The sequence below is a fragment of the Bacteroides helcogenes P 36-108 genome, assembly GCF_000186225.1.
In the GTDB taxonomy this organism is placed as follows: Bacteria; Bacteroidota; Bacteroidia; order Bacteroidales; family Bacteroidaceae; genus Bacteroides; species Bacteroides helcogenes.
On record NC_014933.1, the window covers coordinates 1,289,093 to 1,314,237 of the forward strand.

Sequence of the window (25,145 nt, forward strand, 5' to 3'; positions counted from 1 at the left end):
GATGATTAGAACAGAAAAACTATCTATGCTTTTTACGACGGAAGAGGTACAGACAAAAGCTTTGAATGAGATTACCTTACATGTGGAACAGGGAGAATTCGTAGCAATAATGGGGCCTTCGGGATGTGGTAAATCCACTTTGCTGAATATTTTGGGTACGTTGGACTCTCCCAGTTCCGGTTCTTATTTTTTTGAAGGCAAGCAAGTGGACAAGATGAGTGAAAACCGGCTGACTGCTCTCCGTAAGGGTAATCTGGGCTTTATTTTCCAGAGCTTCAATCTGATTGATGAACTTACCGTGTACGAGAATGTGGAACTTCCACTGCTCTATCTGGGGGTCAAGGCTTTGCGGCGCAAGGAACGGGTGAATAAGGTGCTGGAAAGAGTGAATCTCCTGCACCGTGCCCGCCATTATCCCCAACAGCTTTCGGGAGGTCAACAGCAGCGAGTAGCCATCGCCCGTGCCGTGGTGACAGACTGTAAATTGCTGCTTGCCGATGAGCCTACGGGAAACCTTGACTCTGCCAATGGCGTGGAAGTTATGGAACTTCTTGGGGAGCTGAACCGTCAGGGTACTACCATTATCATTGTGACCCATTCCCAGAGGGATGCGATGTATGCCCATCGTATCATTCAATTACTGGACGGACAGATTGTGGCCGAAAGCATCAACCGTCCGCTGGAAAGAAATGTTTCATCTGAACTCGAAAACGTATGATAGGAAATTATTGGAAAAGCGCCTGCAGGAATTTGATGAAGAGGAAGAAATTCAGTTTTATCAATATGTTCGGCCTGGCAATAGGCATAGCGTCAGCATTGCTGATTTTGACTTATGTCGCCTTTGAATTCAGCTTTGACAAGATGCACGCGAAGTATGACCGTATCTACCGTGTGCAGAGTGTTTTTTATGAAGGCGATGAGTTGACGGACTATTGGGCGGGCAGTTCGTTCGGATATGGATCGGCGATGAAAGAAAATCTGGCGGGGATTGAAGATTATGCCAGAGTTGCCTGCCTGTTTCGGCCGGAGCAGATTGTGAAGCATGGGGAACTGATGCTGCGTGAAAGCGGGATAGCTTATACCGAGCCGGGCTTTTTCCGGCTTTTCGACTTTGAACTCGTGAAAGGGGACAAGGCTACTTGCCTTTCCATGCCGGGGCAGGTGGTGATTACAGAACGCATTGCCCGGAAGTTTTTCAGGGATGAGGATCCTGTCGGAAAGATCCTCGTTTTTACAGGGGCATACGATAAATTATCGTGTGAAGTGACCGGGGTGATGAAGGAAATGCCTTCCAACTCGCATGTGCGTTATAATTTTCTGATTTCTTATGCTTCTTTGCCCGCATATCTGCACGATTACTGGTATAAGCACGAAGTATATACTTACGTCCTGCTCGATTCACCGGAAAGGAAAGCCGGGATAGAGAAGGAATTTCCTGTGATGGCGGAGAGGTATAAAACGGAAGAAGCATTGAAAAATAAGAAATGGGGTGTTTCCTTGATTCCTTTGGCGGACATACATCTTACTCCGCAAGCCGGGTATGAGGCGGAGACTAAAGGAAATCGCTCTGCCATGGTTGCGCTGGTTTTTGCTGCTATTGCAATTCTGGGCATTGCTTGGATCAATTATATCAATCTGACGGTGGCCCGTTCGATGGAGCGTGCCAAAGAAGTGGGTGTGCGCAGAGTGGTGGGAGCTTTTCGCAGGCAGTTGGTTTTTCAATTTCTGTTTGAGGCATTCATAATGAATCTGATCGCCTTCATTCTGGCGATGGGAATCATCGAAATGGTGCTTCCCTTTTTCAACCAATTGGTGGGGCGCACGGTTACTTTTTCTGTTTGGTTGATGGATTATTGGTGGATTTTGCTGGTTATAGTCTTTGTTGCCGGTATTGTTCTTTCCGGGTACTATCCTGCGCTGGCTTTGTTGAACCGCAAGCCGATAGCTCTGCTCAAAGGGAAGTTTATGAATGGCAGGTCGGGTGACAGAACGCGTAAAGTGTTGGTTGTCATTCAATATACGGCTTCCATGATACTACTTTGCGGCACACTGATTGTCTTTGCGCAACTGAACTTTATGCGCAGCCAGTCTTTGGGAGTGAAGACCAACCGGATATTGATCGTTAAATTTCCGGGACATACCGAGGGGCTGAATATCAAACTGGAAGCTATGAAAAAAGCATTGTCCCGTTTGCCTTTGGTGCATAAAGTCACTTTCTCCGGCTCCATTCCGGGCGAAGAGGTGGCGACCTTCCTTTCCAATCGCCGCACTAATGATGCCTTGAAGCAGAACCGTCTTTATGAAATGCTGGCTTGCGATCCCGATTACATAGATGCTTACGGTTTGCAGATGGTGGTCGGAAGAGGTTTTTCGGAAGAGTATGGGGATGATGTTGACAAACTGGTGATTAATGAAACTGCTGCCCGCAATCTGGGGTTTGCTTCGGGTGAAGAAGCAATAGGAGAACTGGTTGATGTGGAGTGCACCGATGCTCCGATGCAGATTATCGGAGTGGTGAAAGATTACCATCAACAGGCTTTGAGCAAGAATTATACTCCTATTATGTTGATTCATAAGGATAAGATTGATTGGCTGCCGCAACGTTATATTTCCATTGTCATGAATTCCGGCAGTCCTCGCGAATTGGTGTCACAGGTGCAGGAAGTTTGGGCCCGGTATTTTACGGATTCCGGCTGCGATTATTTCTTCCTCGATCAGTTTTTTGATCATCAGTATCGTCAGGATGTGGTATTTGGCGTGATGATCGGCTCTTTTACCGGATTGGCTATCTTTATTTCTTGTCTGGGACTTTGGGCTTTGGTCATGTTTTCCTGTTCTGTCCGTACCAAAGAGATGGGAATGCGCAAAGTGCTTGGAGCTTCCCGTTGGAATCTTTTCTGCCAGTTGGTGAAGGGATTTTTCCTGTTGGTTTTGATTGCGGTTGTCATCGCTCTTCCGGTGGCATGGCTCACAATGGATGCTTGGCTTAATCATTATGCTTTCCGTACGGAATTGAAAGCATGGTTCTTTATCGTTCCCGTGCTGTTGATGTTGTTTATTTCATTTGTTACGGTTGCTTTTCAGACTGTGAAGGTTATTGTGGACAAGCCGGCACGCTCGTTGCGGTATGAATAATGCCCGCTTGGTTTTCCTTTGTCCGGCCTGTGCCAGTGTTTTGCAAGTGTGTTGTCATCGTCCTGCTCTCTTGTTGTCACGATGTTGCCACCTTATTGGCAAGAGCTTGCCTGTTTGCTGGCAGCACCTTGCCAATATGTTGGCAAAGTTTTGCCACTTGGTTTGCGGGAGTTGGCAAAATAATCCTTGACAGATCAGACGGTTAGGGGCGTCCCAATGCTTTGCATGGAGCGCCCCTGTCTTTCTTTACTTCTGATAGTCGAAGTATTCAAAGTCCGCATACGCCTTTGATGCATCCGATCCGGATGCGGCATACATTCCCAGCATGATTCCGGTAAATCCTCCTGCCGTTTCGGTGCTGATGTATCGCGTATTCATCTTGCCCAGTTCCTCGAAGTTCTTTCCGTCTGTGGAGTATTCAAAGGAATATACTTCATTGCTGCCCTTTACGCGAAGTTGCACTTTGCTCCGGGGAAGGGCTGCTTCTTTCTCTATATGCGTCATTTCGCCCATGCGGTAGCGCAAGACGACGGATTGCTTCCCTTCCGCTTGTTGTCTGACGAAAAGGTCGTAGTGGGCAGGTTCGAACATGTAAACGGTCAGTCCGGCCTCGTCTGCCGTCGAGGCTTTCAGCAATTGCACGGACGTTGTGGCGCAAAAGTCGATGTCCTCCTGCCGACGTCCGATGAAGGTGGGGCTGTCGTTGCCGTCGTTCAGACTGACGGGCGTAGCTTTCAGGCGCAGTGCTCCGGAAGTGAAGGAATAGTTCTCCGGATGATGGTTTCGGATATAGACCCATTCGTGACCGGGCTTGCCGTCTTTGAAACTGGTGCGTGCGGGCTTCCGTACAAAGGGCTGTTGCGGCAGGGTAGGCACGTCCATCTGCAGGGCTATCGTGCCGTCTCCGTTCACCACCGGCCAAGCGTTTTCGTCCCAGCGCACAGGGGCAAGGAACGTTTCGCGCCCCATCAGGTGGTGTGAGCCGGTTTGAGGACGGAATGCCAGGCACACCATCCACCATGAACCGTCGGGCGCTTGTATGAGATCGGCATGCCCCGTGCCTTGTATGGGATTGTCTTGCGCATTCTTGTTGATATGGGTAAGTATGGGGTTGGACGGATTACTGTCATACGGCCCTTCTATGCTCCGGCTGCGGGCAATGGTTACTTTGTGCCCGTATTCAGTACCGCCTTCAGAGATCAGCAGGTAGTACCATCCGTCTTTCTTGTAGATATGCGGTCCTTCCGGATGTCGTCCGCCTGTACCGTTCCAAATGCGTCTGGACTCACTCAGTTGTTCGCCGGTTTCAGGATTGATTTCGCTTAGCCAGATTCCTATATCCGGGTTGCTGACCAGATAGCATTTGCCGTCTTCGAAGTAGAGAGACGGGTCTATGCCACCCTGCTTGAGCCAGACAGGTTCGGACCATTCGCCGTACGGATTGTCAGTATGGACTATGAAGTTGCCTCTGTCGGAGACATTGGTGGTAATCATATAGAACGTACCGTCATTATAGCGGATGGTAGGTGCATAGATGCCTCCCCAGGTGCTGGCGTCATAGAGTGGCAGTTGTGACGGGCGTGTCAGGCAATGGCCAATCTGTTCCCAATGGATAAGGTCTTTGCTGTGGAACAGGGGCACGCCGGGGAAATACTGGAAACTGCTGTTGACCAGGTAGAAGCCATCATCTGCGCGGCATACGCTGGGATCCGGGTGGAATCCCGGAATAACGGGATTCTGGTATCCCCGTTGTTGTTGCGAAAAGCAGGACAGGCTGATGACCAGTCCTAAAATGAATGTCATTTTTCTCATGGATAGGTTGTATTTTAAATAGTTAGTCAGATACGGAGTATGTCATATCCACAAAAGTAGAGCATTCATGCGGACTGGGCAAGCACGCTTGTCCGGATGTCATCTGATGGTTACTTTTTAACCACTTCGGATAACAAATCATGCCGTTCCGGATAACATATTGCAGGCTGCATATCTGTGGTTTGCGCTACTTTTTCCAAAAAATAATATCCAAGAACGCAAAAAAGGGACAAAAGCAGACTTCTAACTGACAGTTAGAGTAGTTAGGCAGTGGTTGGCATTAAGTGGCACAGATGAAAAAGACATCGGTTGGGAAAAGCTAAGAAGTAGATGCGCTTTCAAACCATTACCCGACACAAGATGCACTTTTAACATCAACTGATTTGTTTTCTGCGTGTTGCGTAGATTTGCATTCCTGTCTTATGACTCTCATACTTTAATTTTGCACTCAAAAAAAATAGGATTATGAGAAGTACATTCAAGACGGTCTTCTATGTAAATGGAAGCAAGGAGAAAAACGGTATTGTCCCCATCATGGGACGAGTAACAATCAACGGAACTATCGCACAGTTCAGTTGCAAACAGACCATCTCAAAGGACATTTGGGATGCCAAAGCTAACAAGGCAAAGGGAAAGAGCAAGGAGGCAGTGACCGTAAACTTTGCCCTTGAGAACATCAAGGCGCAGATAGCCAAGCACTATCAGCGTATTTCAGACCGTGAGGCTTTCGTGACAGCCGAAATGGTACGCAATGCCTATCAGGGCATCGGTATGGAATACGAGACACTGCTCAGAGCCTTTGACAAGGAGAACGAGGCATTTGCCAAACGTGTGGGCAAAGACTGTGCACAACGCACCTATCAGAAATACGTCATAGTAAGAAGATACGTTGCCGACTTCATAAGGAAGCAGTATAAGCGGTCAGATATATCCATGAACGAGCTTACCGAGGACTTCATTCGAGACTACTGTCTGTATCTGAGAAATGATGTAGGACTTGCACAGTCCACCGTATGGATATACTCCATACCTTTGAAGCATATCGTTACCTCTGCCCACTACAACGGAAAGATACCGAGAAACCCTTTCGCACAGTATTACGTCAATCCCGACCACAAGGAACGTGGATTTCTGACAGAGGACGAGATGAAAGCCATGTCTGCAATCGAATTGGACAATCCGAACTTTGCATTTGCAAGAGACCTGTTCATCTTCGGTTGCTGGACGGGTATCTCGTTTATAGACATCAAGAACCTTACAACGGACAACCTCGTTGAGATGAACGGCACGAATTGGATTATATCCAAAAGACAGAAGACCAACGTACCGTTTCAGATTATGCTCTCAGCAAATGACCGTTATCAAAGGACGTTTATAGATTCCAATCCGATTTTACTTGAGAAATTCTGTCATCGTGTTGGAATATACGTTGCCGTAGTGCTCCACATTATATACCGTGGCATGTGAGCCTATTGTTTGACGAGCGAGTTTGTAGTACAAATTTCGCAATGTAATACCTGGGTCCTCATCTATCGCTTCCTGAAATGCCCTCGTAAAACCGTTGGAGAGCCATATTCCCATTTCCGGGTCTTTCATGTCTGCCTTGGATGACTCGTAGGCATTGGCCGCTGTGATGAACAGTACGCCCGGAATGCCCGTACATGCCTCACCGATGGAACCGGAATAGCAGGCATCCATTGCAAATAAAATTTTCCGGTATCGCTGTTCCTCGTTCATTGTCTGCAAGATGTCACGTACCTGCGAACCATAGACCGTTTCATGCGAACCCCATGCCAGTCTGTTCTGATTTCCATGACCGCACCAAAAGACGACTACATTATCGTTTTTTCCGGAGGAAATGACATGAGGAAGCCGGGATGAAGAATGTCCCATGAGGATGTCTTGCAAGTCGGCAATCGTCACATCATTAATCTTATAGTCCACTTCCATGTTCTGATAGAGGTTTTCCCCGTCAGGTTTCACCTTGACCACACCGGGATAAAGATTGTGCGTATCATATGCAATGTTGTCGGCGATAATCAGGACGATATGTTCGTCGTCATACCCGTGACGTTTCAGAATCTGGTACATAGCCATCGCATCCGCCTGATGACGGTAGTTTGCCCACGTGTCCGACGTACCGATTACTACCGCCCAGTTGTCTTTATGTTCCCCATAATTGAAATCTTCCTGCCGTTGGTTGAACTGCTGGAAGTGTTCCGCTTGGGTCTGCCAAGTTTGCAGCGTGGAGGTAGTCCGCCCGCTTCCGTCTGTGGAGAGATATTCGAGCGTATGATATTCACCGTCTTTCAACGTCCAATGACAATAGGAAGAGTTCAGCACGCTGGCATGGCGCTTCTGGTCAAATGTCCAGTCTCCAGTTGCCCCGCTCAAATCAGGGGAACCACCCGATTGCAAACGAACCAATGCCGCCTGCATGTCGCTTGCCATCCAACTGCGGTTCCAACTATCCCGTCCGTCCACGATATTCTTGATTGCCCCGTTCAAGTCAGCATCCCCGAAAGAAGCGAGCGCATATCCCAATAAGGTAATGGCATCAAAGAGATGCGCTTCGCCTGCCGTCGGAGAGTCGCCAAACTTGAAACGGTAAGCATTGATAAACCCAGAAGCCGGGTCGGCACTTGGAGATATACCTTCGTAGATGTTTTTAATTTTGCCAGTCAAGGATTTCGAGTGCGCCACATCGGAGCAATACACCACGGGATAACATTCTTTGTCCAACTTGTCGTAGATTTCATCAAACTGTCGGAAATCGGATGCCGTCGATGGGGCGAAGAGCAATGCCCCGCTACGGAATTGATTATCGGCAAAATGGGCGACAGCCTCCTTCAACTCTTTATCGTTCCTATAAATCACCACATCATCCACCTGCAAACCTAATTCAACGGCTTGGTAGGCGAACCAATCGCTGAAACTCTTTCCGTAATCGTCATCCGAAGTAAGCAGGCTGACACTATGCATTTCCGATACAGCCATTTGCATCAGCAAAATCTCACATTGCGTAAGGTCACTTTGCGCCAAGTTCCAGACATACTCCTTTCCGGCAAAGACACGTTGAAACTCTGTCGAGGTTGCCAGTGGAAGAATCAAGGTCTTTTGCCCTTCGGCACAAGCAATAGCCGCCATAGTCGCATTCTTTGAACTGTAAGGGCCTATGATAGCCGTATAGGAATCATCAGAAGCTACCCGTGAGAGGTATTCGGCCAAGTCTGCATCCTCCTCGTTCTTCAATTCTACTTTTATGTCGGTAATTTTAGGAAGTCCGACTTGTGCCTGCCGGAAGTTCTCCAAAGCCCAGTCAACGGTACGGTTCCAGTCGTTCCCCGAAGAAAGGGGCATGATGACCGATATCTTGTAAGAAACCTTTTCGGATTGGGGTACATCGGAATCGTCATCGTTACAACCGGTGACAAACCACGGAATTATACACAGAAGAATTTGCCATACTTTATTTCTCATAATACCTCCTTTCTGCCTCCAAAGCCTCTTGATAAGAGGTATCGTAAGCTTTCTGCCAATAATCCTGACTGTCGTAATAATCTTCCCAAGAGAGACATTTGTCGAAGAAAGCGGCATTGACGGTTACATCAGCAAATCCTTCTGCCAAACCTCCTTCCCAATGCTGCTCTTTTGTGTTTCCGGCAAGCCAGTCGTTCAAGAACGTGTTAAGCATCCGGTCTATCTTCAACGTCAAAGAGAACGGGGTACGGGTAGAATATGCGGAACAATCCACATCCATCCCGGCAATCAGCATCCCCGAAAACATATTCTCTCTTACATACTTATACACACCACTGTTCGATCCTCCGGCAAGTGGAAAAACAAACGCATTCCACGGCAATTCCTTGGTCAGCAAATATGCCTTTTCAGGACTATTGAAACCGATGGCATCGTCTGCCAAATAACTCACATCGGCGGTTCGCCCCTCCTCCTTCGCATAGCCTTGTAGAAAACCGTCGATGGCAGGTTGCAGCGTGGCATCACTGGGGCAGGCGGCAAGCACGAACGCCTGCGGACATTCCGCCGCCATTCTGCCACAGAGGAAAGAAGCTCCGTAACGCCGGATGTTGAAAGTGAACACGTTTCCCGGCAAGTCCTTTCTTTCGCTTTCAAAGAGCAGAATGCTTTTCGATGCTTTCAACTCGGAAAAGTTACCGTCTAAAAGTGACTCGTATTCGCTGGAAGCCAGTACGAGCAACGACTGTTTGCTATCAGTATTTTCGTCGCACCAATCGCTTACTGCCGTTTGTGCCTCCAGCTTGTCTTTGGGAGAGATGATGGAGAGCGTCACTTCATTCTTGGTGGCAAACTCCATAATGCCGTCGAAAATCAAATCGTTATAGCCATTGTCACCCATGCCACCGGTTGAAGTAATAAGGGTGAGACACGGCAAATTGTTTGCCGGAAATTCATCGGCATCGTGCGAACAAGATACGAGCATCAGCCCCAGACCGATTACGGCAATTATGCTTTGGCAGCGGAATATTCTCATTTCAAATATACTTTAACAATATAGTCTTTCAATTTTTCCCCTTTATTGGCATCCATTCTACTTACGATATTCCATAGTGGGATTACAGTAAAATCCACCATGGCAAGGTCTGTGTCATTGGCTGTCTGCGGGCTTTCAAAACACGAATACCATTTTTCAAATAGTGTAGGGTCAGTAAGAGGTTCTCCTTTGGAGGCGTACTCTTTCATCTGCCGATTGAGGATTGTCCCTGTATCACCACCACCTGTCACGACAAAGTTCCCTTGGAAATCTTTTTTTATTTCTGTCCAGGTCTTTTCATCAACCGTTGTGGAGGATGATTTGAAAAACAAAATCTTAACATTAATGGTGGTTACCACTTTCTCTATTTCCGTTTTGATGTCTTGGCTTACAGTGAAATAATAATCCAGTTTACCGCCTAAATAGGAACTTGTAACCACATGCGTTCCGAATTTTCGCACAATATCCTCTACTTTATCGTTCTTTACTGACTTACGAAACGACGAGGTCGTACACCATTTCAACACATCTCGGTCGGTCAGACTTACGTCATTACCGAAGTAGGAGAGCTTCACGATGCGGGCATCGCGACACCATACATATAGTCTATCCTTTTGCTCGTTGATTTGCTTATTATATTCCACCGAAACTTTTGCCTTCGCAACTTTTATATCAACTTCACCCGACACTTTTCCACCGATTTCCGACTGAAGCTGCGTACTGCTTTGTGCTTTCTCGAAGCACATATTTGTGCTGGCATGAGCATCTATCCGAATGGCTTCGCTTCCATAATCATTCTTCAATGCTGCTGCATCGAATATCTGCCCTCTTATTCCTGCTATATCGGCATAATCTTCGTTCAAGTCATACCCCCAACCCAAGCCGCAATCTTTAGCCAGGTTTATGATTGGACTACCATTGTTGTCATTATCGCTTTGATTGATGGTTACAGATACTTTACTGTGACTATTTCTTATCACGATTACCCCCTCCCGTGAAACGTCATCGTCATTCTGTTGAATATAGATGGGCAAAATACCATCACCGCAACCTTCGGTAGAGGATAGTGTAATCCATTCTGCATCACACTCGGCTTGCCACGATTCATCCGCTTTGAAGCGCAGCGTGTCAGTGTGGCACGCTGCACTCAAATTCATCGTTGGCGATGTTTCTAATGTTACATGGCTTTCGTTTTCTGAATTGCATGCTATCAGTGACAATACACCTATTAATGTGAAAACCGCGTACTCAATTTTCATTGCTTGATAATCTTAGATGGATCTTCTATTGTAACCGTACCACAACTATTGTACACTTCGCCTTTTCCTATATGTTCCAAGGCTAAACCTCCCTTTTGTACAGTTAGTCTTTCAATGTTACGACCGATAAAAACATTTCCGCATTTATTGTCTTCCATCTGAGTACATGTTCCAATCGCAGCAGCATCAGGGAAGGTGGTTTTTGCAATTACAGTTCCTCCTATAATGTCAATATTTCCACAAGATCTACCACTTTTTGAGGTTCCAATTGCAGATCCATTTTTTGACCATATATTGATATTCCCATTTTTAATAACAATGTTTCCGCATTCCGGTACATCACCGGCTCCAATACCGGCACCATACTCTGAACGAATGGTAAGTGCTCCAGTGCCACTGATAGTGAGTGTTCCTTCACGACCGGGAGAGATACCCGAGTAATTAGGTTCCCACTGAGCATCTATAATGTTATTTGATCCCGTAGTCAAAATAATGTTATTATCTCCCTGACAAACCAAATTGCCTCCTACGACATGTAAATTATCAAAGGAAACCTCAAGTCCTTTTTTCAAAACTATTCTGTGAGTCGTTTCTCCGGTCAATGTGCAGTTTTGCGTCACTACTGGATTATCCCAATTTGTCACATCAATAGTCAAGTCTGAGAAAGAGACCTCTCGATAAAGAGAAGTCACACCCTTGGGGTATATGGTGATATTTCCTGTGGCATCCACATACAATTCGGTAATGACTCCGTTATCAAGTTTTTCAAATACTTCAGTAGCAAATGTTCCGTCATTTTTCCATTGGAATTTGCAAGGCTTGCGTGTATCGCTGCCCACAAAGAATCCGCGCTTTCTGCCTACTTTGCCTTTTTCGCCAGAGTAGATTACGGTGGAGTATTCCGATTCAGAGAGTTCTTTTATTATAGTACGGCATGCAATCACTTCCACATCAATTTCCGGAATATACGCTTTACATTCCATTCCCGTATTTTCTGTTAAGTTGAAGCCTTTGAGTATATATAGGTCGGGGCCTTTATAGTCTTTATCCGATGCTGAATACCGTTCTTTCTGATAAGTACCTACCATATACTCACGCAATGCATTACGCAGTTCTGCTGTCGGCATCAAGTCGTAAATAGGTATCACTTCCACATCAATAAGTGCCAGATTATCTCCTTTACGAATGCCGGATACCCATTCTTCCATCTTCGTTTTGTCACGTACTGTTTTTTGGAATGATTGGAAGGTAGCACCCGGAGCAATCGTATAGACATTGTTTCCTCCGTAGGTTTTCAATGAAATAGTGGTATTGGAAGCAATGGCTTTTTCTTGATTGCTCATCTCAAAATTGCCATTAACATTGACCACCTTACTGCTCAAATTGAGGGCGGCATGAATATCGCTTTCAGAGGTATTATCGGTTACTTTCAACTGCATGGAAAGTTTCAATTCGCCTCCCAATGAGCCTTGTGTAATCACGTGCGTACCATATTCAGTCAATAACATTTGGTACAAGCTTTCCTTGTCGGAAAAGCTGTTGTCCGACAGAGTTTGAACGAGTTCATTGAAGTCACCTTGAAAGACGTTAATGCCGTTTTCGGCAAAATATCTCAATGTGCCCGGGCGTAGATGTCGTGACTTTACGGTGTGCTGTATTTCTTGAAGTGCATACGAAAATTGGTCATCGCCACTCGCTTTCTTGTCATAACCGCCTTCAACTGACAATTTAAAAGCAGAGACCCCTACTTCAATACCGGCGTTGATGGAGAGTTGGTTTGACACAGCAGAGCTCGTGTTGCCCGTGACATGCTCCGTCCTTGAAAAATATCGTTCCTCATCGGCCATTGCATCGGCTTCGCCATATTTTTGGAGTGCATTGACCAGCTTTCGGAAGTTAATCGGGCTTTGAGGCTTTACACAATATTTCGATTCGCTACTTACATCAAACACATCCAAGGTGTAGCCCACACCGGAAGTTAGGTTAAGATCACCGGATGACAAGATGGTTCCATTATCCTGATCGTTTATTTTGCCGAGCTGGTGCAGTGTAAATTCTTGCTTTTTCCCATTGCCATATTCTACGGTCATGATGCCGCTTCGATCCTCATCCTTACCATTGGTTTCGACAAACAGACAAACCTTTTCGCCAGCCTCTCCGACATCATTCATCGGACCAGCCCACTCTGGACTTTCTGTCACAGACCATGTTTGGTCTCCATTAACCTCAATATTGTAGAAAGCGTTCAGACGCTTCAGTTCTAAGACTGAAGGCTTATCGGGTATAGGGTCAGTATTTTCCAAAGAATCGTCTTTGCAACTTATGAACATGGACATTATAGCCATGAATATCAGTATGATATTATATTTTTTAAGCATAAGGCTATTACTTTAAATAGTTGGCAGAACGTGTTACTGGTATTTCACTGTAGTACATCCTTTCAGTATAGTTGTTAATTTTTATTTGTTCAGTTAAAGGGAAAAGTTTCGAGATGGGGACTAACTGGAACGACAAGAGCTCGTACTTTTTTTCGTCTCGAAGTGTGGCAAGCCACTTGTCTGTAGTGGTTTCGGTGATGGTGTCGGCTTCCACTGCCATGGAGAGCATGATGGCATCGCCACCTTTAACAGTGAATTTCTCTATTGTTTCACTACTGAGTTTTTTCAAATCATCCTTATAATTCACATCACCTTGAAGCTTGAATTTTTCAGAAAATCCTAATTTGATGGCTCCCTCTACATTCAGGCTGTTGTTATTGTTTTCAACAACAGATGAGTAGAAATAATCGTAACATCCACCGAGATTAGCAAGAACCACTAAATGCGTGCCGTAGCGTTCTATCAGATTACGTATAGATTCGTCAGAAGCTCCGGCATCAATTACTTTCTTGCGCTCAGCCGCAAAATCCACAGTAAATAGGTCTTCGCTTTGGACTTCGGAATAGTCAAGTTGGTTAAGATATACCACACACTGCTGGTATCGACTCCTAATCCGTGAAAATATTCTCTTTGAATTGCTGATGGCAGATTTACCGAAGGATGCCTGAAGATCGAGGCTGAACGTATTGTATTTGCCATTGATTCCCAACTTCCCACTCATGTCGTCTGATAAATCCGATCCGCTTTCACCATAATAATAGTCGATGAGAGTAGATTGATTGTCTTCTATCACATAGAGTGGATTTATCGTATCGTAATTTAGTAGCTTCTGAGCATTGAAGATTTGGTCTTTCAATCCTCGGAGATCCATATAGGTTCTCACATCAAAGCTCCACCCTGCGGCATATGTACGTTGAAGTGATGACGGGCTCTTATTGGCAGACTGTACTACTGCTATCGAACGACTTTTGCCGTTGGAATATTTGATTTTGACTGTTCCCTCACGCAAAGAAGCACTGTTACTCTCCACATATATCTTTACTTTGTCATCCGCAGAACCTTCCGTTTTCACCGGAGTTACCCATGCAGGGGATTCAGCAACACGCCATGAGGCAGATGCCATGTTCTCAAGTGTATGGATGTCACAGTTTCCGTTAATTACAAGCCGACTTTCTTGTTTGTCAGACATGGATTCATCATCGTTTTTTGAACAAGATGACAAATTCATAGTCATACTCAACAACAATATTGGTAATATTATCATTGGATTTTGAATTATTCTTTTCTCTTTCATTTTTGTCGTTTTGAGGTTATCACTATTCTTCCGGAATAAACGAGAAAGACAAGAGGCGGTGTTCGCCTTTTATATATTTCTCCATGCCTGTGCTATTCATTTCATCCTTGCCTGATTTACTTCCTATTAGACCATAATCAAGATCTATTGTACCATCCTTAAGTATTCCAGATACCTCTGCATGAACTGACTGTTCCAACAAATAAGTGGTGTTAGCGTCAATAGCGGGAGAGTTGGCTTTAGGCTTGGCAATCACTTTGCAGAGGAATTCATCCGGTTCTGCCGAATAGGGGATGTCTTTTTCGTACATCCAATCTTGTGTGAGGGTAATTGTTTTCTCTCCCGTCTCAGAGGTATAAGTCACCTCGATGTCGAAAAACTTGTACCAGTCATTAGAGAGGGAGACCGAAAACGTTGTCTTGATGGTGGTAAGTTCGTTAGTCACTTCCGGCTCATCGTCACTATCACCGCATGCAGTCAGGTTAATGCAACCGGCTATCATAGCCAGACATAAAATTGTAATTTTGAATAAACTTTTTGATTTCATAAGCGTGTGTTTTTTGATTTATATATTTTAAATTAGCTAATTCAACCAGTAATTACATTTAGAAATGGTTTTTACCTTATTCTCAGATACAAACAGGGATTCCATCCAGACAGGGATGTCAAGACGGTAATAGTGATAGTATAAACTGAAAAATGGGAGATTTAAGTTGTTATAAACAAGGATAAGGTTTTCTTGTTCTGTTCTTAACTGCGCATCTAAGGTGAACACCCCTGTATGCAAGTTCTTTACCCAAACTGACTTTTGAACTTCGGAGAGGACATCGGGGATTAGTCCGGTGCAGGGAGGATTTATGCCGCCTTCTTGGCTGCTTGCATATTTAAATGCAGTTCTATTCTTATTCATATCGGTGCAAACTTTATTCGCAAAAGAACTTAGTTATAGCACACAAAAAAAGCGTGGAATCATCCTGTTGTCCATTCCACCTTCTGAGGCTCTTGCATTGCCTATTGTTGTTGAACAGACAACGTCAGAGCCCACGCCGATATGAATAATCACGTTCCGTTAAGAGACCTGCATAAACAACCCATTGCACCCAAAAGGGTACAATTAGTGCTTATAAGGTCTCCACGGGGCTGATATAATCACACCCGGGACATCTACCGTTGCTAAGTTCAAGACAACAATTGTGAATTTGCAAGATTACAGAAGGTCTTAAACACAGCGTTGAGTAAACGCCTTAATTATGTAACGGACTATTACCCCACCCATTGCCCGCTTCATGCAATATTTTGCACTTGGCTCGGCGTAGGCGTTTCATTTGTGGTCTTAGAAGAGTACATCTTCAATGACAACATCTGAGACTTTCATAGTCCAAATGCAAATATCGGAAGAATATTCTAAAAAAAGAAAAAAAAGAAAGAAAATAGCGATAGTGGTCAAATCTTGAGTCCTTTTTTGATAAAAACTACCGTTAGAACGAATTGTTTAGAGATAAGCGACTTATGAACTTGTTTTGAAAATTGGGTAATGATTTAGCGACGGTCATGATTTCTGCGGTTTACAATGTTTTGCTTCGCTATCTAATAACTCTTTTCAACTGTAAAGGTAACACATTTCTTGGAAATCGAGCCTTTTACCAAATAAAATTGTGTGTTTTTGCACTCAAATAAGGAGAGAATCTAATGAACAGGATAAAGGAAGTTTCCCTTATTTCTTCCAATTTATACCATTGTTAGAAATTGGAAAGTTCCAATTTTATCAAAAAAAGGCAAGCTCTCCTTGTCTATCTGTATCCTTTTTGCTTCATTTGTAGCATAATATAGAATTTCTTTATATCTGATGGTATGAAAAGACTGCGACTACCCATCTTATTGGTCTGGATGATCTGTTTTTCGGCGGCTTCACAAAACTATATGTTCAAACATCTGGAGGTGAAAGACGGACTCTCCAATAACCAGATCAATGCTATCTATAAAGATGCGGACGGATTCATGTGGTTTGGCACGGCTTCCGGACTGAACCGTTATGACGGTTATGGCTTTAAGACATACCGCAGCCGGAAGGATGATGCAAGTACCTTGCCCGATAATTATATAGAAGAAATACAGGAAGACGCTTCCGGCAACTTGTGGATACGCACGGGGGCAGGATATGCTGTCTATAATTCTGTATCCGATACTTTTGACCGGGATGTCGAGGCGTGGATGTGGAATGTAGGGATCAGCGGGACGCCTTCCATGCTGTATATTGACGCGGAGAAGGTATGCTGGATTTCTGTTGCGGGCAAAGGCATTTACCGCCATAAGGCAGGAGCGAAGGCTGCCGATGAGGTGCGCATGTCACCGGAATTGCGTTCCAAAGCTCTCATTACTGATATGACGGAGTGTGAGGAGGGGATTCTCATTGCATACGGTGACGGTACGCTGGTGTGTCTGGACAAGGAGAAACCGGGCGTGAAGTGGGTGAACTCGGATATTCCTGCCCAACTTGGAAAGGATGCGAACAATACGTTTGACTTGTTTGCCGATCGCGACGGGCAGGTGTGGGTGTATAGCGTGGCAGGCGTATGGGTCTATCATCTTGCCGGGAAAACGTGGAAGCTGCGTTCTCCCAGGAACGATGCTTATAATACGGTGAGGGCTCTGGCACAGGACAAATATGGCTGTGTATGGGTGGGGCACGACCAGGATGGCATTGATGTGATAGACCGGAATCAGAAACATACCCGTCTGGCAAATGATCCCAATAATGAGCGTACCTTATCCAACAATACGATAACCGTGCTTTATGAGGACGCCGACGGAACCATGTGGGTGGGTACTTATAAAAAAGGAATTTCCTATTATAACGAGAGTGCTTTTAAGTTTGGCATAGCCGATATAGGAGACATCAACTGCGTGGAAGACGGCGGAAATGACATTGTGTGGCTGGGTACAAATGGTGGCGGTTTGGTACGTTGGAATACGGTGACCGGTGACCGGAAAGTTTTCTCGCATTCGGCAACATCCAATTCTCTGTCGAGTGACGTGGTTGTCTCACTTTTGCTGGGCAGTGACGGGAGGCTTTGGGCGGGAACCTTCTGGGGTGGCCTGAACTGCTATGACGGGAACCGCTTTACGCATTATCGCGACGAAAAAGAAGGGGCGGCCCCTTCTGCCTATGACAATGTCTGGGCGCTGGCCGAAGATGTGGATAAGAATATCTGGATGGGCACATTGGGAGGAGGATTGCGCTGTCTGAATCCCCGGACGGGGCGCTTTACCACTTATTCTACCAAGAACTCCGGTCTGGTTTCGGACTATATTTCTTCGCTGGTGATAGGGCGGGATAACAGGTTGATTATCGGAACTTCGGTCGGTGTAGCCTTTATGGATCTGGGCACGGGAAAGATTGTCAATTTCACGGGAACCCGTTCGGGGAAAGCCCGCTTTTCCAATCAGCATATATGTCAGGTTTATGAAGACAGCCGGGGGCTGCTTTGGGTAGCAACCCGTGAAGGGCTGAATGTTTACGATTCCGGGCGGGACGAACTTTATGAAGTACCTCTGAAGTCCGACTTCTCCAAAATGTTTATATTGGGCATTGCCGAAGATGACAGGAAAAACATTTGGGTGAGTACGGGTGGTGAGATGATAAATGTCGTTTTGTCTGTGGAGGAGGAAACCGGAAAATTCTCGTTCGGTTGCCGTGCTTATGGCGATAAGGACGGTTTGCAGAGATGTGACTTCAATCAGCGTTCGCTCAAGCGTCTGCATACGGGAGAGATTGTTGTGGGAGGTTTGTACGGGCTGAACCGTTTCCGTCCGGATAACATAAAATATAACCGTAGTTTGCCTAAAGTGATGTTCACCGGTTTCCAGTTGTTTAATGAAGACGTAAAGGTAGGTGAGGAGTATGCCGGGCGCGTGATATTGCAGAAAGCATTGAATCGCGTCCGGGAGGTGGTGCTGAACTATAAACAGAACATGTTTACAGTGCTGTTTGCCTCCGATAATTATGTGTTGCCGCAGAAGACCCGGTATCTTTACAAGTTGGAGGGGTTCAACGAAGACTGGCTGACGAGTACGGGCGACATGCACCGCGTTACTTATACCAATCTGGCGCCGGGCACTTACTTCCTGAAAGTGAAAGCTGCCAACAGCGACGGATATGCCGGAAAGGAGGAAGCCTGCCTGAAGATTGTCATTCTTCCGCCTTTCTGGATGACTCCCTGGGCCTATGCTTGCTACATCTTCTTGCTGATCGGTGGTCTGCTTCTGGCTCTTTATGCCGTGCAACGTCGTGAACGGAACAAATTCAAGATACGGCAGATGGAGCAGGATACCTTGAAAATGGAGGAAATCAACCAGATGAAATTCCGTTTCTTCACAAATGTCAGCCATGAACTGCGCACGCCGCTTACGCTGATTATCTCGCCTCTGGAAAGCATGATAAAGGAAACGGCGGAAGAAAAAATGCTGGACAGGCTGAAAATGATGCACCGCAATGCACTGCGCCTGCTGAATCTCGTGAACCAACTGCTTGATTTCCGCAAGAACGAGATGGCGGGGCTTCACCTCACGCTTTCCGAGGGAGATGTAGTGGCATACGTGCAAAACATCTGCAACTCTTTTCTTATGCTTTCTGAAAAGAAGAACATACACCTTACTTTCTTTTCGGCGGTAGAGTCGCTTAACATGGCGTTTGATGAAGACAAGGTGGGAAAGATTGTGATGAACCTATTGTCCAACGCCTTCAAGTTCACGCCGGAGGGGGGACGTGTAGATGTTTCGCTGGAGCTGCTGAGAGGTGCTGACGAGACATTGGAAATCAAGGTTTCCGATACGGGAATCGGCATAAAAGAAGAAGATAAGGGACGCATTTTCGAGCGTTTCTTTCAGATAGAGCATAAAGCTACGAACAGACTGTCCACCGGAAGCGGCATAGGATTGAGTCTGGTGCGCGATTTTGTTACGCTTCATGGCGGTGCGGTGCGTGTGTTTGATAATGCAGGTTCGGGCAGCGTGTTTGTTGTGGACATTCCCGTAAAGCACTCGGAGGTGCGCGTTGCCACACCTCTGTCTGAAGAGGCTGTGGAAGAAGATGTTGCGGCTCTTGCTCCCCCCGAAGGTGGCACTGCGGGAGGTGGTGCGTTGTCCGGGGATAGAAAGAAACCTCTGGTTTTGGTTGTGGATGACAACGGAGACTTTATAGATTTCATGAAAGACAGCTTGAGCTTGTATTTCTCTGTACAGTCGGCTCCAGATGGTGCGGAAGCCTGGAAGGTAATTCCTGAACTGATGCCGGATTTGATAGTCAGCGACCTGATGATGCCGGAGATGGATGGCAATGAACTGTGCCGGAGGGTGAGGGCGGACAAGCGTACCGCAAACATCCCTTTTGTGCTGCTTACCGCCAAACAATCCGTAGAAAATAAAGTGGAAGGCCTGACTATCGGGGCGGACGATTATGTGACGAAGCCTTTCAATGTGGAAGTGTTGATATTGCGTATGCGCAAACTCATCGATTTGAGTGGCAGGAGCAAGCTACGCACGCGCATAGACCCTGAGCCGAGTGAGATTGCCATTACGTCATTGGATGAGAAGCTGATAGGAAATGCCATCAAGTATGTGGAAGAAAACATAGCCCGCAGTGACTTGTCCGTAGAGGAGTTGAGCCATGAACTGGGGATGAGCAGGGTGCACCTGTACAAGAAGCTGTTGCAGATTACGGGTAAGACTCCCATCGAGTTTATTCGTGTCATCCGCCTGAAGCGCGCCGCCCAACTGTTGCGCGAAAGCCAGCAGAATGTGTCGGAGATAGCGTATCAGTTGGGCTTCAACAATCCCAAGTACTTCAGTAAATATTTCAAGGACGAATTCGGCGTTTTGCCTTCTGTCTATCAGGAAAGGGAAGGAAATAACAAAAGATACCTATAATCGAAACATATTGCCGTTTCCGTAATCAAATGAGCCCTTCCTGTTCAACATCGGGAGGGCTTTTTCCGTGTGTGGTTTTCTATCTTTACATCCGGAGAAAAATAACTTTAAATGTAATAATATGAAATTGAAATTTACTTCAGTTTGTTTGCTGGCCGGATGGGTGTTTGCTGCATGTGCCGGCAGTGGATTGCAAAAGACCGAAAATGGCATTATCGTAGAGATCAATCAACAACGGTCTACAGATGTGCGCAAGGTACGGGTGGAGGTTATGGGCGAGAAGCTTATCCATGTATCTGCCACTCCGGAAAAGAACTTCTCGGAAGAGCCAAGTCTCATTATCGTTCCCCAAAAGAATAAGGCAGGTTTTAAAGTAGAAGAACAGGATGATGAGATTATGGTAAAAACATCGCAACTGTGTGCCATCGTATCCAAGGCTACAGGAGAGGTGCGCTTCACGGATGCCGCAGGAAAACAGATTTTGGCGGAAGACCAAGGCGGACGCACTTTCACTCCGATTAAAGTGGAAGGAACTAACGGATATACCGTGCGCCAAGTATTCCGGTCGGCCGGCAATGATGAGGCTTTCTACGGTTTGGGACAGCATCAGGCGGACGAATTCAATTATAAAGGGAAGAATGAGGAACTGTTTCAGTATAACACAAAGGTTTCAGTTCCGTTCATCGTGTCCAACAAGAACTACGGTGTGCTGTGGGATAGCTATTCCCTTTGTCGTTTTGGTGATCCGCGTGACTATTCCCAGTTGTGCGGCATATTCAAACTGTATGACAAGGACGGAAAAGAAGGTGCTCTGACGGGTACATACATACCGGCCGGCAAAGATGCGAAAGTCATTGTACGTCGGGAAGATTCCCTTTACTTTGAGCATCTGGACCGTGCCGCCCATCTGGAAAAGGTGGTGAACCTGCCCGACGGGTTTCCCCTCATGGGCTCGCATGTAACTTATGAAGGGGAGATAGAACCGTCGGAAACCGGTCTGTTCCGTTTCATTCTTTACTATGCAGGCTATACGAAGGTATATCTCAATAATGAACCGGTGGTTCCCCGGCGTTGGCGTACTGCTTGGAATCCCAACAGTTATAAATTTACCGTCCATTTGGAAGCAGGCAAGCGGGTTCCTTTAAAGATTGAATGGGAGCCTGACGGATATGTGTCTTATTGCGGCTTGCGGGCATTGAGTCCGGTGGCCGATGAAGAGCAAAACAAACTCTCTTGGTGGGGCGAGATGCAGAATGAGATAGATTACTATTTTGTTTATGGCGACACGATGGACGATGTGATAAGCGGCTATCGCACCCTGACCGGCAAGTCTCCGATTATGCCCAAGTGGGCGATGGGCTACTGGCAAAGCCGCGAGAAGTACAATACGCGCGAAGAAGTCCTCTCCACTCTGAAAGAGTTCCGTGAGAGGCAGATACCCATTGACAATATTGTGATAGACTGGCTGCACTGGAAGCAGGATGCGTGGGGCAGCCACGAGTTCGATCCCGAACGCTTTCCTGATCCCAAAGGTATGGTGGATTCCATCCATGCCATGCACGGACGAGTGATGGTTTCCGTATGGCCCAAATTCTACACTACGACCGAACACTATAAAGAATTCGATGAGAAAGGATGGATGTATCAGCAGGCTGTCAGAGACAGCATCAGGGATTGGGTAGGTCCCGGCTATGTAGGTTCTTTCTATGATGCTTACGCTCCGGATGCCCGCAAACTCTTCTGGAAGCAGATGCAAGACCACTACTGCCCGCTTGGTATTGATGCCTGGTGGATGGATGCCAGCGAACCTAACGTGCGCGACTGCACGGATATGCAATATCGCAAGGCGCTTTGCGGCCCTACGGCACTCGGTCCTTCTACCAAGTTCTTCAATGCCTATGCACTGATGAATGCCGAGGCCATATATGACGGACAGCGTGGCATGGATCCGGACAAGCGCGTCTTCCTGCTCACCCGTTCGGGTTTTGCGGGGCTGCAACGCTACTCCACGGCTACTTGGAGTGGTGATATTGCCACCCGTTGGGAAGATATGAAGTCACAGATTGCGGCCGGACTGAACTTTGCTGTCAGCGGCATTCCTTATTGGACAATGGATATCGGTGGATTCTGTGTGGAAAACCGCTATGTTGCAGGTCAGAAGGAACTGGATGAGACCGGACGTGAGAACTCCGACTACAAGGAATGGAGGGAACTGAACGCCCGCTGGTATCAATTTGGCGCATTCTGTCCACTGTTTCGTGCGCACGGACAGTATCCGTTCCGCGAAGTTTGGAACATAGCTCCCGCCGGGCATCCGTGTTATAATTCCATTCTTTATTACACGAAGCTTCGCTACAACATGATGCCGTACATTTACTCTTTGGCAGGTATGACTTATTTTAATGACTACACCATTATGCGTCCGTTGGTGATGGACTTCACGGCCGATGCAAATGTAAATGATATAGGCGACCAGTTCATGTTCGGTCCCGCCCTGATGGTCGCCCCGGTCTATGAATACGGTGCACGCAGCCGTGAAGTGTATTTCCCTGCTCCGTGCGGTTGGTATGACTTCTACTCTGGCAAGTACGTGGCAGGCGGACGGAAACTGACGGTGGATGCTCCATACGAACGCATTCCGCTTTATGTCCGCGAAGGTTCCATTGTGCCTTACGGGCCGGATATGCAATATAGTGACGAGAAGCCGGCCTCCGAAATTACCTTGTATGTCTATACCGGGCAAAACGGTGCATTCACTCTCTACGAAGATGAAGGGGTGAACTACAATTATGAAAAGGGACAATATGCCGCTATCCCGTTTACTTACAATGAAGCCGAAAGGACTTTGGTTATCGGCGGCCGCACGGGTGAATTTCCCGGTATGCTGAAAGAGCGTACTTTCAACGTCGTGAAAGTAGGCAGAGACAAGCCGCAGCCATTCGACTTGAAGGCGAAAGGCAAAATAGTGAAATATGACGGGAAAGCACAATCGGTGAGATTGTAAATGATGAGTGGAATATTTTTATTCATATCGGGGGTGTTGTTTGAGCTGGAATAAGTTACCGGTGGCTTGTGACAAATCTGTCGAGTTATTTGTCTTTCGTGTGTGAATGCTGTATTTTTGCGCACATGTTAGACAAATGCCCGATATGATGATGAATAATCGAAAGACTATTGACGGAGATAATGTACTCTTCACCGTTACGGAAAACTGTTCTTCAGACGAAGTGATAATTAAAGGAAAATTACATTGATAGAAGCTGCCGACAGAAAAATGGATATAGTTGCTGTGAACCGTGTTGTCCTTGCCTTGAAGCGTCCTTTCATCTGGCTGCTTCGTTTCCGCTATCGTTGTGGCTACGGAGTGCATTCTCCCTTTGCCTTTAATCTGATCACATTTGTCATTTACGAGCGTACACCTTATTATAAATATAAGGAGTTGAAGGCGAAACAGAAAGAACTCGTTTTACCCTTTTCAGGCAAGTGTTGGAAGTATGAGCCGGAAAAGATAAAGCGCCTTTTGTTCCGGTTGGTCAATTATGCCCGTCCGGACACAATAGTGGATGCCGGTACGCTTGCCGCCTCCTCCCTTTACCTGAAGGCCGGGAAGGAAGGAGCCGACTATATTGCCGCTTCCGCACTTTCGGAGCTTTTCCTCGAAGCCGGTGTGCCTGTGGATTTTCTCTATTTGCATGACTACCGGCATCCGGAATTCGTAGAAAGCGTATTCAGCGTTTGTGCTGCCCGTACAACGTGTAAATCGGTTTTCGTCATTGAAGGAATTCGTTATACCTCAAAAATGTTTGCTCTATGGAAGCGCATGAAACAGGATGCTCGGACAGGAGTCTCGTTTGATCTTTACGATATCGGTATCATCTTCTTTGATAAAACAAAGATAAAACAAGACTATATTGTCAACTTTTGATTATCTTTAGGTGTTTCAATAAAAAAACGTTCTTATGAAGATATATACCAAAACCGGAGATAAAGGGACCACTTCTCTTGTAGGGGGTACTCGCGTGCCCAAGACTCACATTCGCCTTGAAGCCTATGGCACGGTAGATGAATTGAATTCCAACCTCGGCTTATTGATAACTTATTTGTCCGATGAACGGGACAAGGGCTTTCTGCAACAAGTGCAGGATAAACTTTTTGCGGTAGGATCTCATCTTGCCACCGACTGTGAAAAGACAAGACTCAATGAAGTCAGTGTCATAACTCCCGCATTGGTGCAAGCCATAGAGCAGGAGATTGATTATCTGGATTCCATTCTTCCCCCTCTTTCATCGTTTGTCCTTCCTGGAGGAAGCCGTGGGGCGGCTGTCTGCCATATCTGCCGCACGGTCTGCCGTCGTGCCGAACGCCGGATTCTTACTCTGGCAGATCAGGTGGAAGTATCCCCGGAATTATTGGCTTATGTAAACCGTTTGTCAGATTATTTGTTTGTTTTGTCTCGAAAAATCAATATGGATGAGAAAAAAGATGAAATATTTTGGAATAATAGTTGCAAGTGAAATAATTTGTTATACTTTTGCCGAAAAATAGAAAGAAGGACTTAATATTCACAATTTTAATACTTATAGACATGTATTGGACATTGGAATTAGCATCAAAACTCGAAGATGCCCCTTGGCCGGCAACCAAGGATGAATTGATTGATTATGCCATGCGTTCGGGTGCTCCGCTTGAAGTGATTGAAAATTTGCAAGAGATGGAAGATGAGGGCGAGATTTATGAAAGTATTGAAGATATTTGGCCTGATTATCCCAGTAAAGAGGATTTCTTCTTTAACGAGGAGGAGTATTAGCGTAAACCAAAGAGCCTTTGAA

The 25,145-nt window shown here is 46.1% G+C and carries 16 protein-coding genes; 8 read left to right on the forward strand and 8 right to left on the reverse strand.

The features are described from left to right. The first annotated feature begins 1 nt into the window (after window position 1). Together BACHE_RS05025 and BACHE_RS05030 are read left to right on the forward strand one after the other, a co-directional pair. The gene (locus BACHE_RS05025) at window positions 2–718 is read left to right on the forward strand and encodes an ABC transporter ATP-binding protein (protein WP_041579660.1); all 717 of its coding nucleotides are present in this window, start codon (window positions 2–4) and stop codon (window positions 716–718) included. Next, on the forward strand, window positions 715–3,135 hold the full coding sequence (locus tag BACHE_RS05030) for an ABC transporter permease (RefSeq protein ID WP_013546629.1): 2,421 nt from the start codon (window positions 715–717) through the stop codon (window positions 3,133–3,135). Before BACHE_RS05025 ends, BACHE_RS05030 begins: the two co-directional genes overlap by 4 nt. Window positions 3,136–3,381: 246 nt before the next feature. On the opposite strand, the gene BACHE_RS05035 is transcribed toward BACHE_RS05030, so the two are convergent. Further along, complete coding sequence (locus BACHE_RS05035) at window positions 3,382–4,947, reverse strand: glycoside hydrolase family 43 protein (RefSeq protein WP_013546630.1); 1,566 nt, start codon at window positions 4,945–4,947, stop codon at window positions 3,382–3,384. A gap of 462 nt (window positions 4,948–5,409) precedes the next feature. Between BACHE_RS05035 and BACHE_RS05040 the strand changes: the two genes are divergently transcribed. After that, window positions 5,410–6,414, forward strand: a complete 1,005-nt coding sequence (locus BACHE_RS05040) for a phage integrase SAM-like domain-containing protein (RefSeq protein ID WP_245530933.1) — start codon at window positions 5,410–5,412, stop codon at window positions 6,412–6,414. Here BACHE_RS05040 and BACHE_RS05045 read toward each other — a convergent pair. The 7 genes from BACHE_RS05045 to BACHE_RS05075 form a co-directional block, all read right to left on the reverse strand. Continuing rightward, window positions 6,340–8,427, reverse strand: coding sequence for a C13 family peptidase (locus BACHE_RS05045; protein ID WP_013546631.1), 2,088 nt, complete (start codon window positions 8,425–8,427; stop codon window positions 6,340–6,342). The genes BACHE_RS05040 and BACHE_RS05045 overlap by 75 nt on opposite strands. Continuing rightward, a complete protein-coding gene (locus BACHE_RS17290; protein ID WP_013546632.1) occupies window positions 8,417–9,460 on the reverse strand; it encodes a BMP family ABC transporter substrate-binding protein in 1,044 nt (347 codons plus the stop codon). Before BACHE_RS17290 ends, BACHE_RS05045 begins: the two co-directional genes overlap by 11 nt. Further along, the gene (locus tag BACHE_RS05055) at window positions 9,457–10,719 is read right to left on the reverse strand and encodes a BACON domain-containing protein (RefSeq protein ID WP_013546633.1); all 1,263 of its coding nucleotides are present in this window, start codon (window positions 10,717–10,719) and stop codon (window positions 9,457–9,459) included. Before BACHE_RS05055 ends, BACHE_RS17290 begins: the two co-directional genes overlap by 4 nt. Beyond that, window positions 10,716–13,097, reverse strand: coding sequence for an MAC/perforin domain-containing protein (locus BACHE_RS05060; RefSeq protein WP_013546634.1), 2,382 nt, complete (start codon window positions 13,095–13,097; stop codon window positions 10,716–10,718). The genes BACHE_RS05055 and BACHE_RS05060 overlap by 4 nt, the downstream gene beginning before the upstream one ends. A gap of 7 nt (window positions 13,098–13,104) precedes the next feature. Next, complete coding sequence (locus BACHE_RS05065; RefSeq protein ID WP_041579211.1) at window positions 13,105–14,331, reverse strand: MAC/perforin domain-containing protein; 1,227 nt, start codon at window positions 14,329–14,331, stop codon at window positions 13,105–13,107. Between the two features lie 82 nt (window positions 14,332–14,413). After that, entirely contained in the window at window positions 14,414–14,938 is a 525-nt protein-coding gene (locus tag BACHE_RS05070; protein ID WP_013546636.1) for a hypothetical protein, read from the reverse strand. A gap of 36 nt (window positions 14,939–14,974) precedes the next feature. Then, window positions 14,975–15,301: a hypothetical protein gene (locus BACHE_RS05075; protein WP_013546637.1), complete on the reverse strand. Its 327-nt coding sequence runs from the start codon at window positions 15,299–15,301 to the stop codon at window positions 14,975–14,977. A 941-nt stretch (window positions 15,302–16,242) separates the two neighbouring features. On the opposite strand from BACHE_RS05075, the gene BACHE_RS05080 reads away from it, so the two are divergent. From BACHE_RS05080 to BACHE_RS05100, 5 genes are all read left to right on the forward strand, one after another. Then, on the forward strand, window positions 16,243–20,316 hold the full coding sequence (locus tag BACHE_RS05080; RefSeq protein WP_013546638.1) for a hybrid sensor histidine kinase/response regulator transcription factor: 4,074 nt from the start codon (window positions 16,243–16,245) through the stop codon (window positions 20,314–20,316). A 121-nt stretch (window positions 20,317–20,437) separates the two neighbouring features. Continuing rightward, entirely contained in the window at window positions 20,438–23,320 is a 2,883-nt protein-coding gene (locus BACHE_RS05085; protein WP_013546639.1) for a TIM-barrel domain-containing protein, read from the forward strand. Between the two features lie 285 nt (window positions 23,321–23,605). Beyond that, entirely contained in the window at window positions 23,606–24,241 is a 636-nt protein-coding gene (locus tag BACHE_RS05090) for a hypothetical protein (RefSeq protein WP_041579667.1), read from the forward strand. Between the two features lie 34 nt (window positions 24,242–24,275). Next, window positions 24,276–24,830 carry a cob(I)yrinic acid a,c-diamide adenosyltransferase gene (locus BACHE_RS05095; protein WP_013546641.1) on the forward strand — a complete coding sequence of 185 codons (555 nt, stop codon included), beginning with the start codon at window positions 24,276–24,278 and terminating at the stop codon, window positions 24,828–24,830. 71 nt (window positions 24,831–24,901) lie between these two features. Beyond that, entirely contained in the window at window positions 24,902–25,123 is a 222-nt protein-coding gene (locus tag BACHE_RS05100) for a DUF2795 domain-containing protein (RefSeq protein ID WP_002558131.1), read from the forward strand. Window positions 25,124–25,145 lie beyond the last annotated feature (22 nt).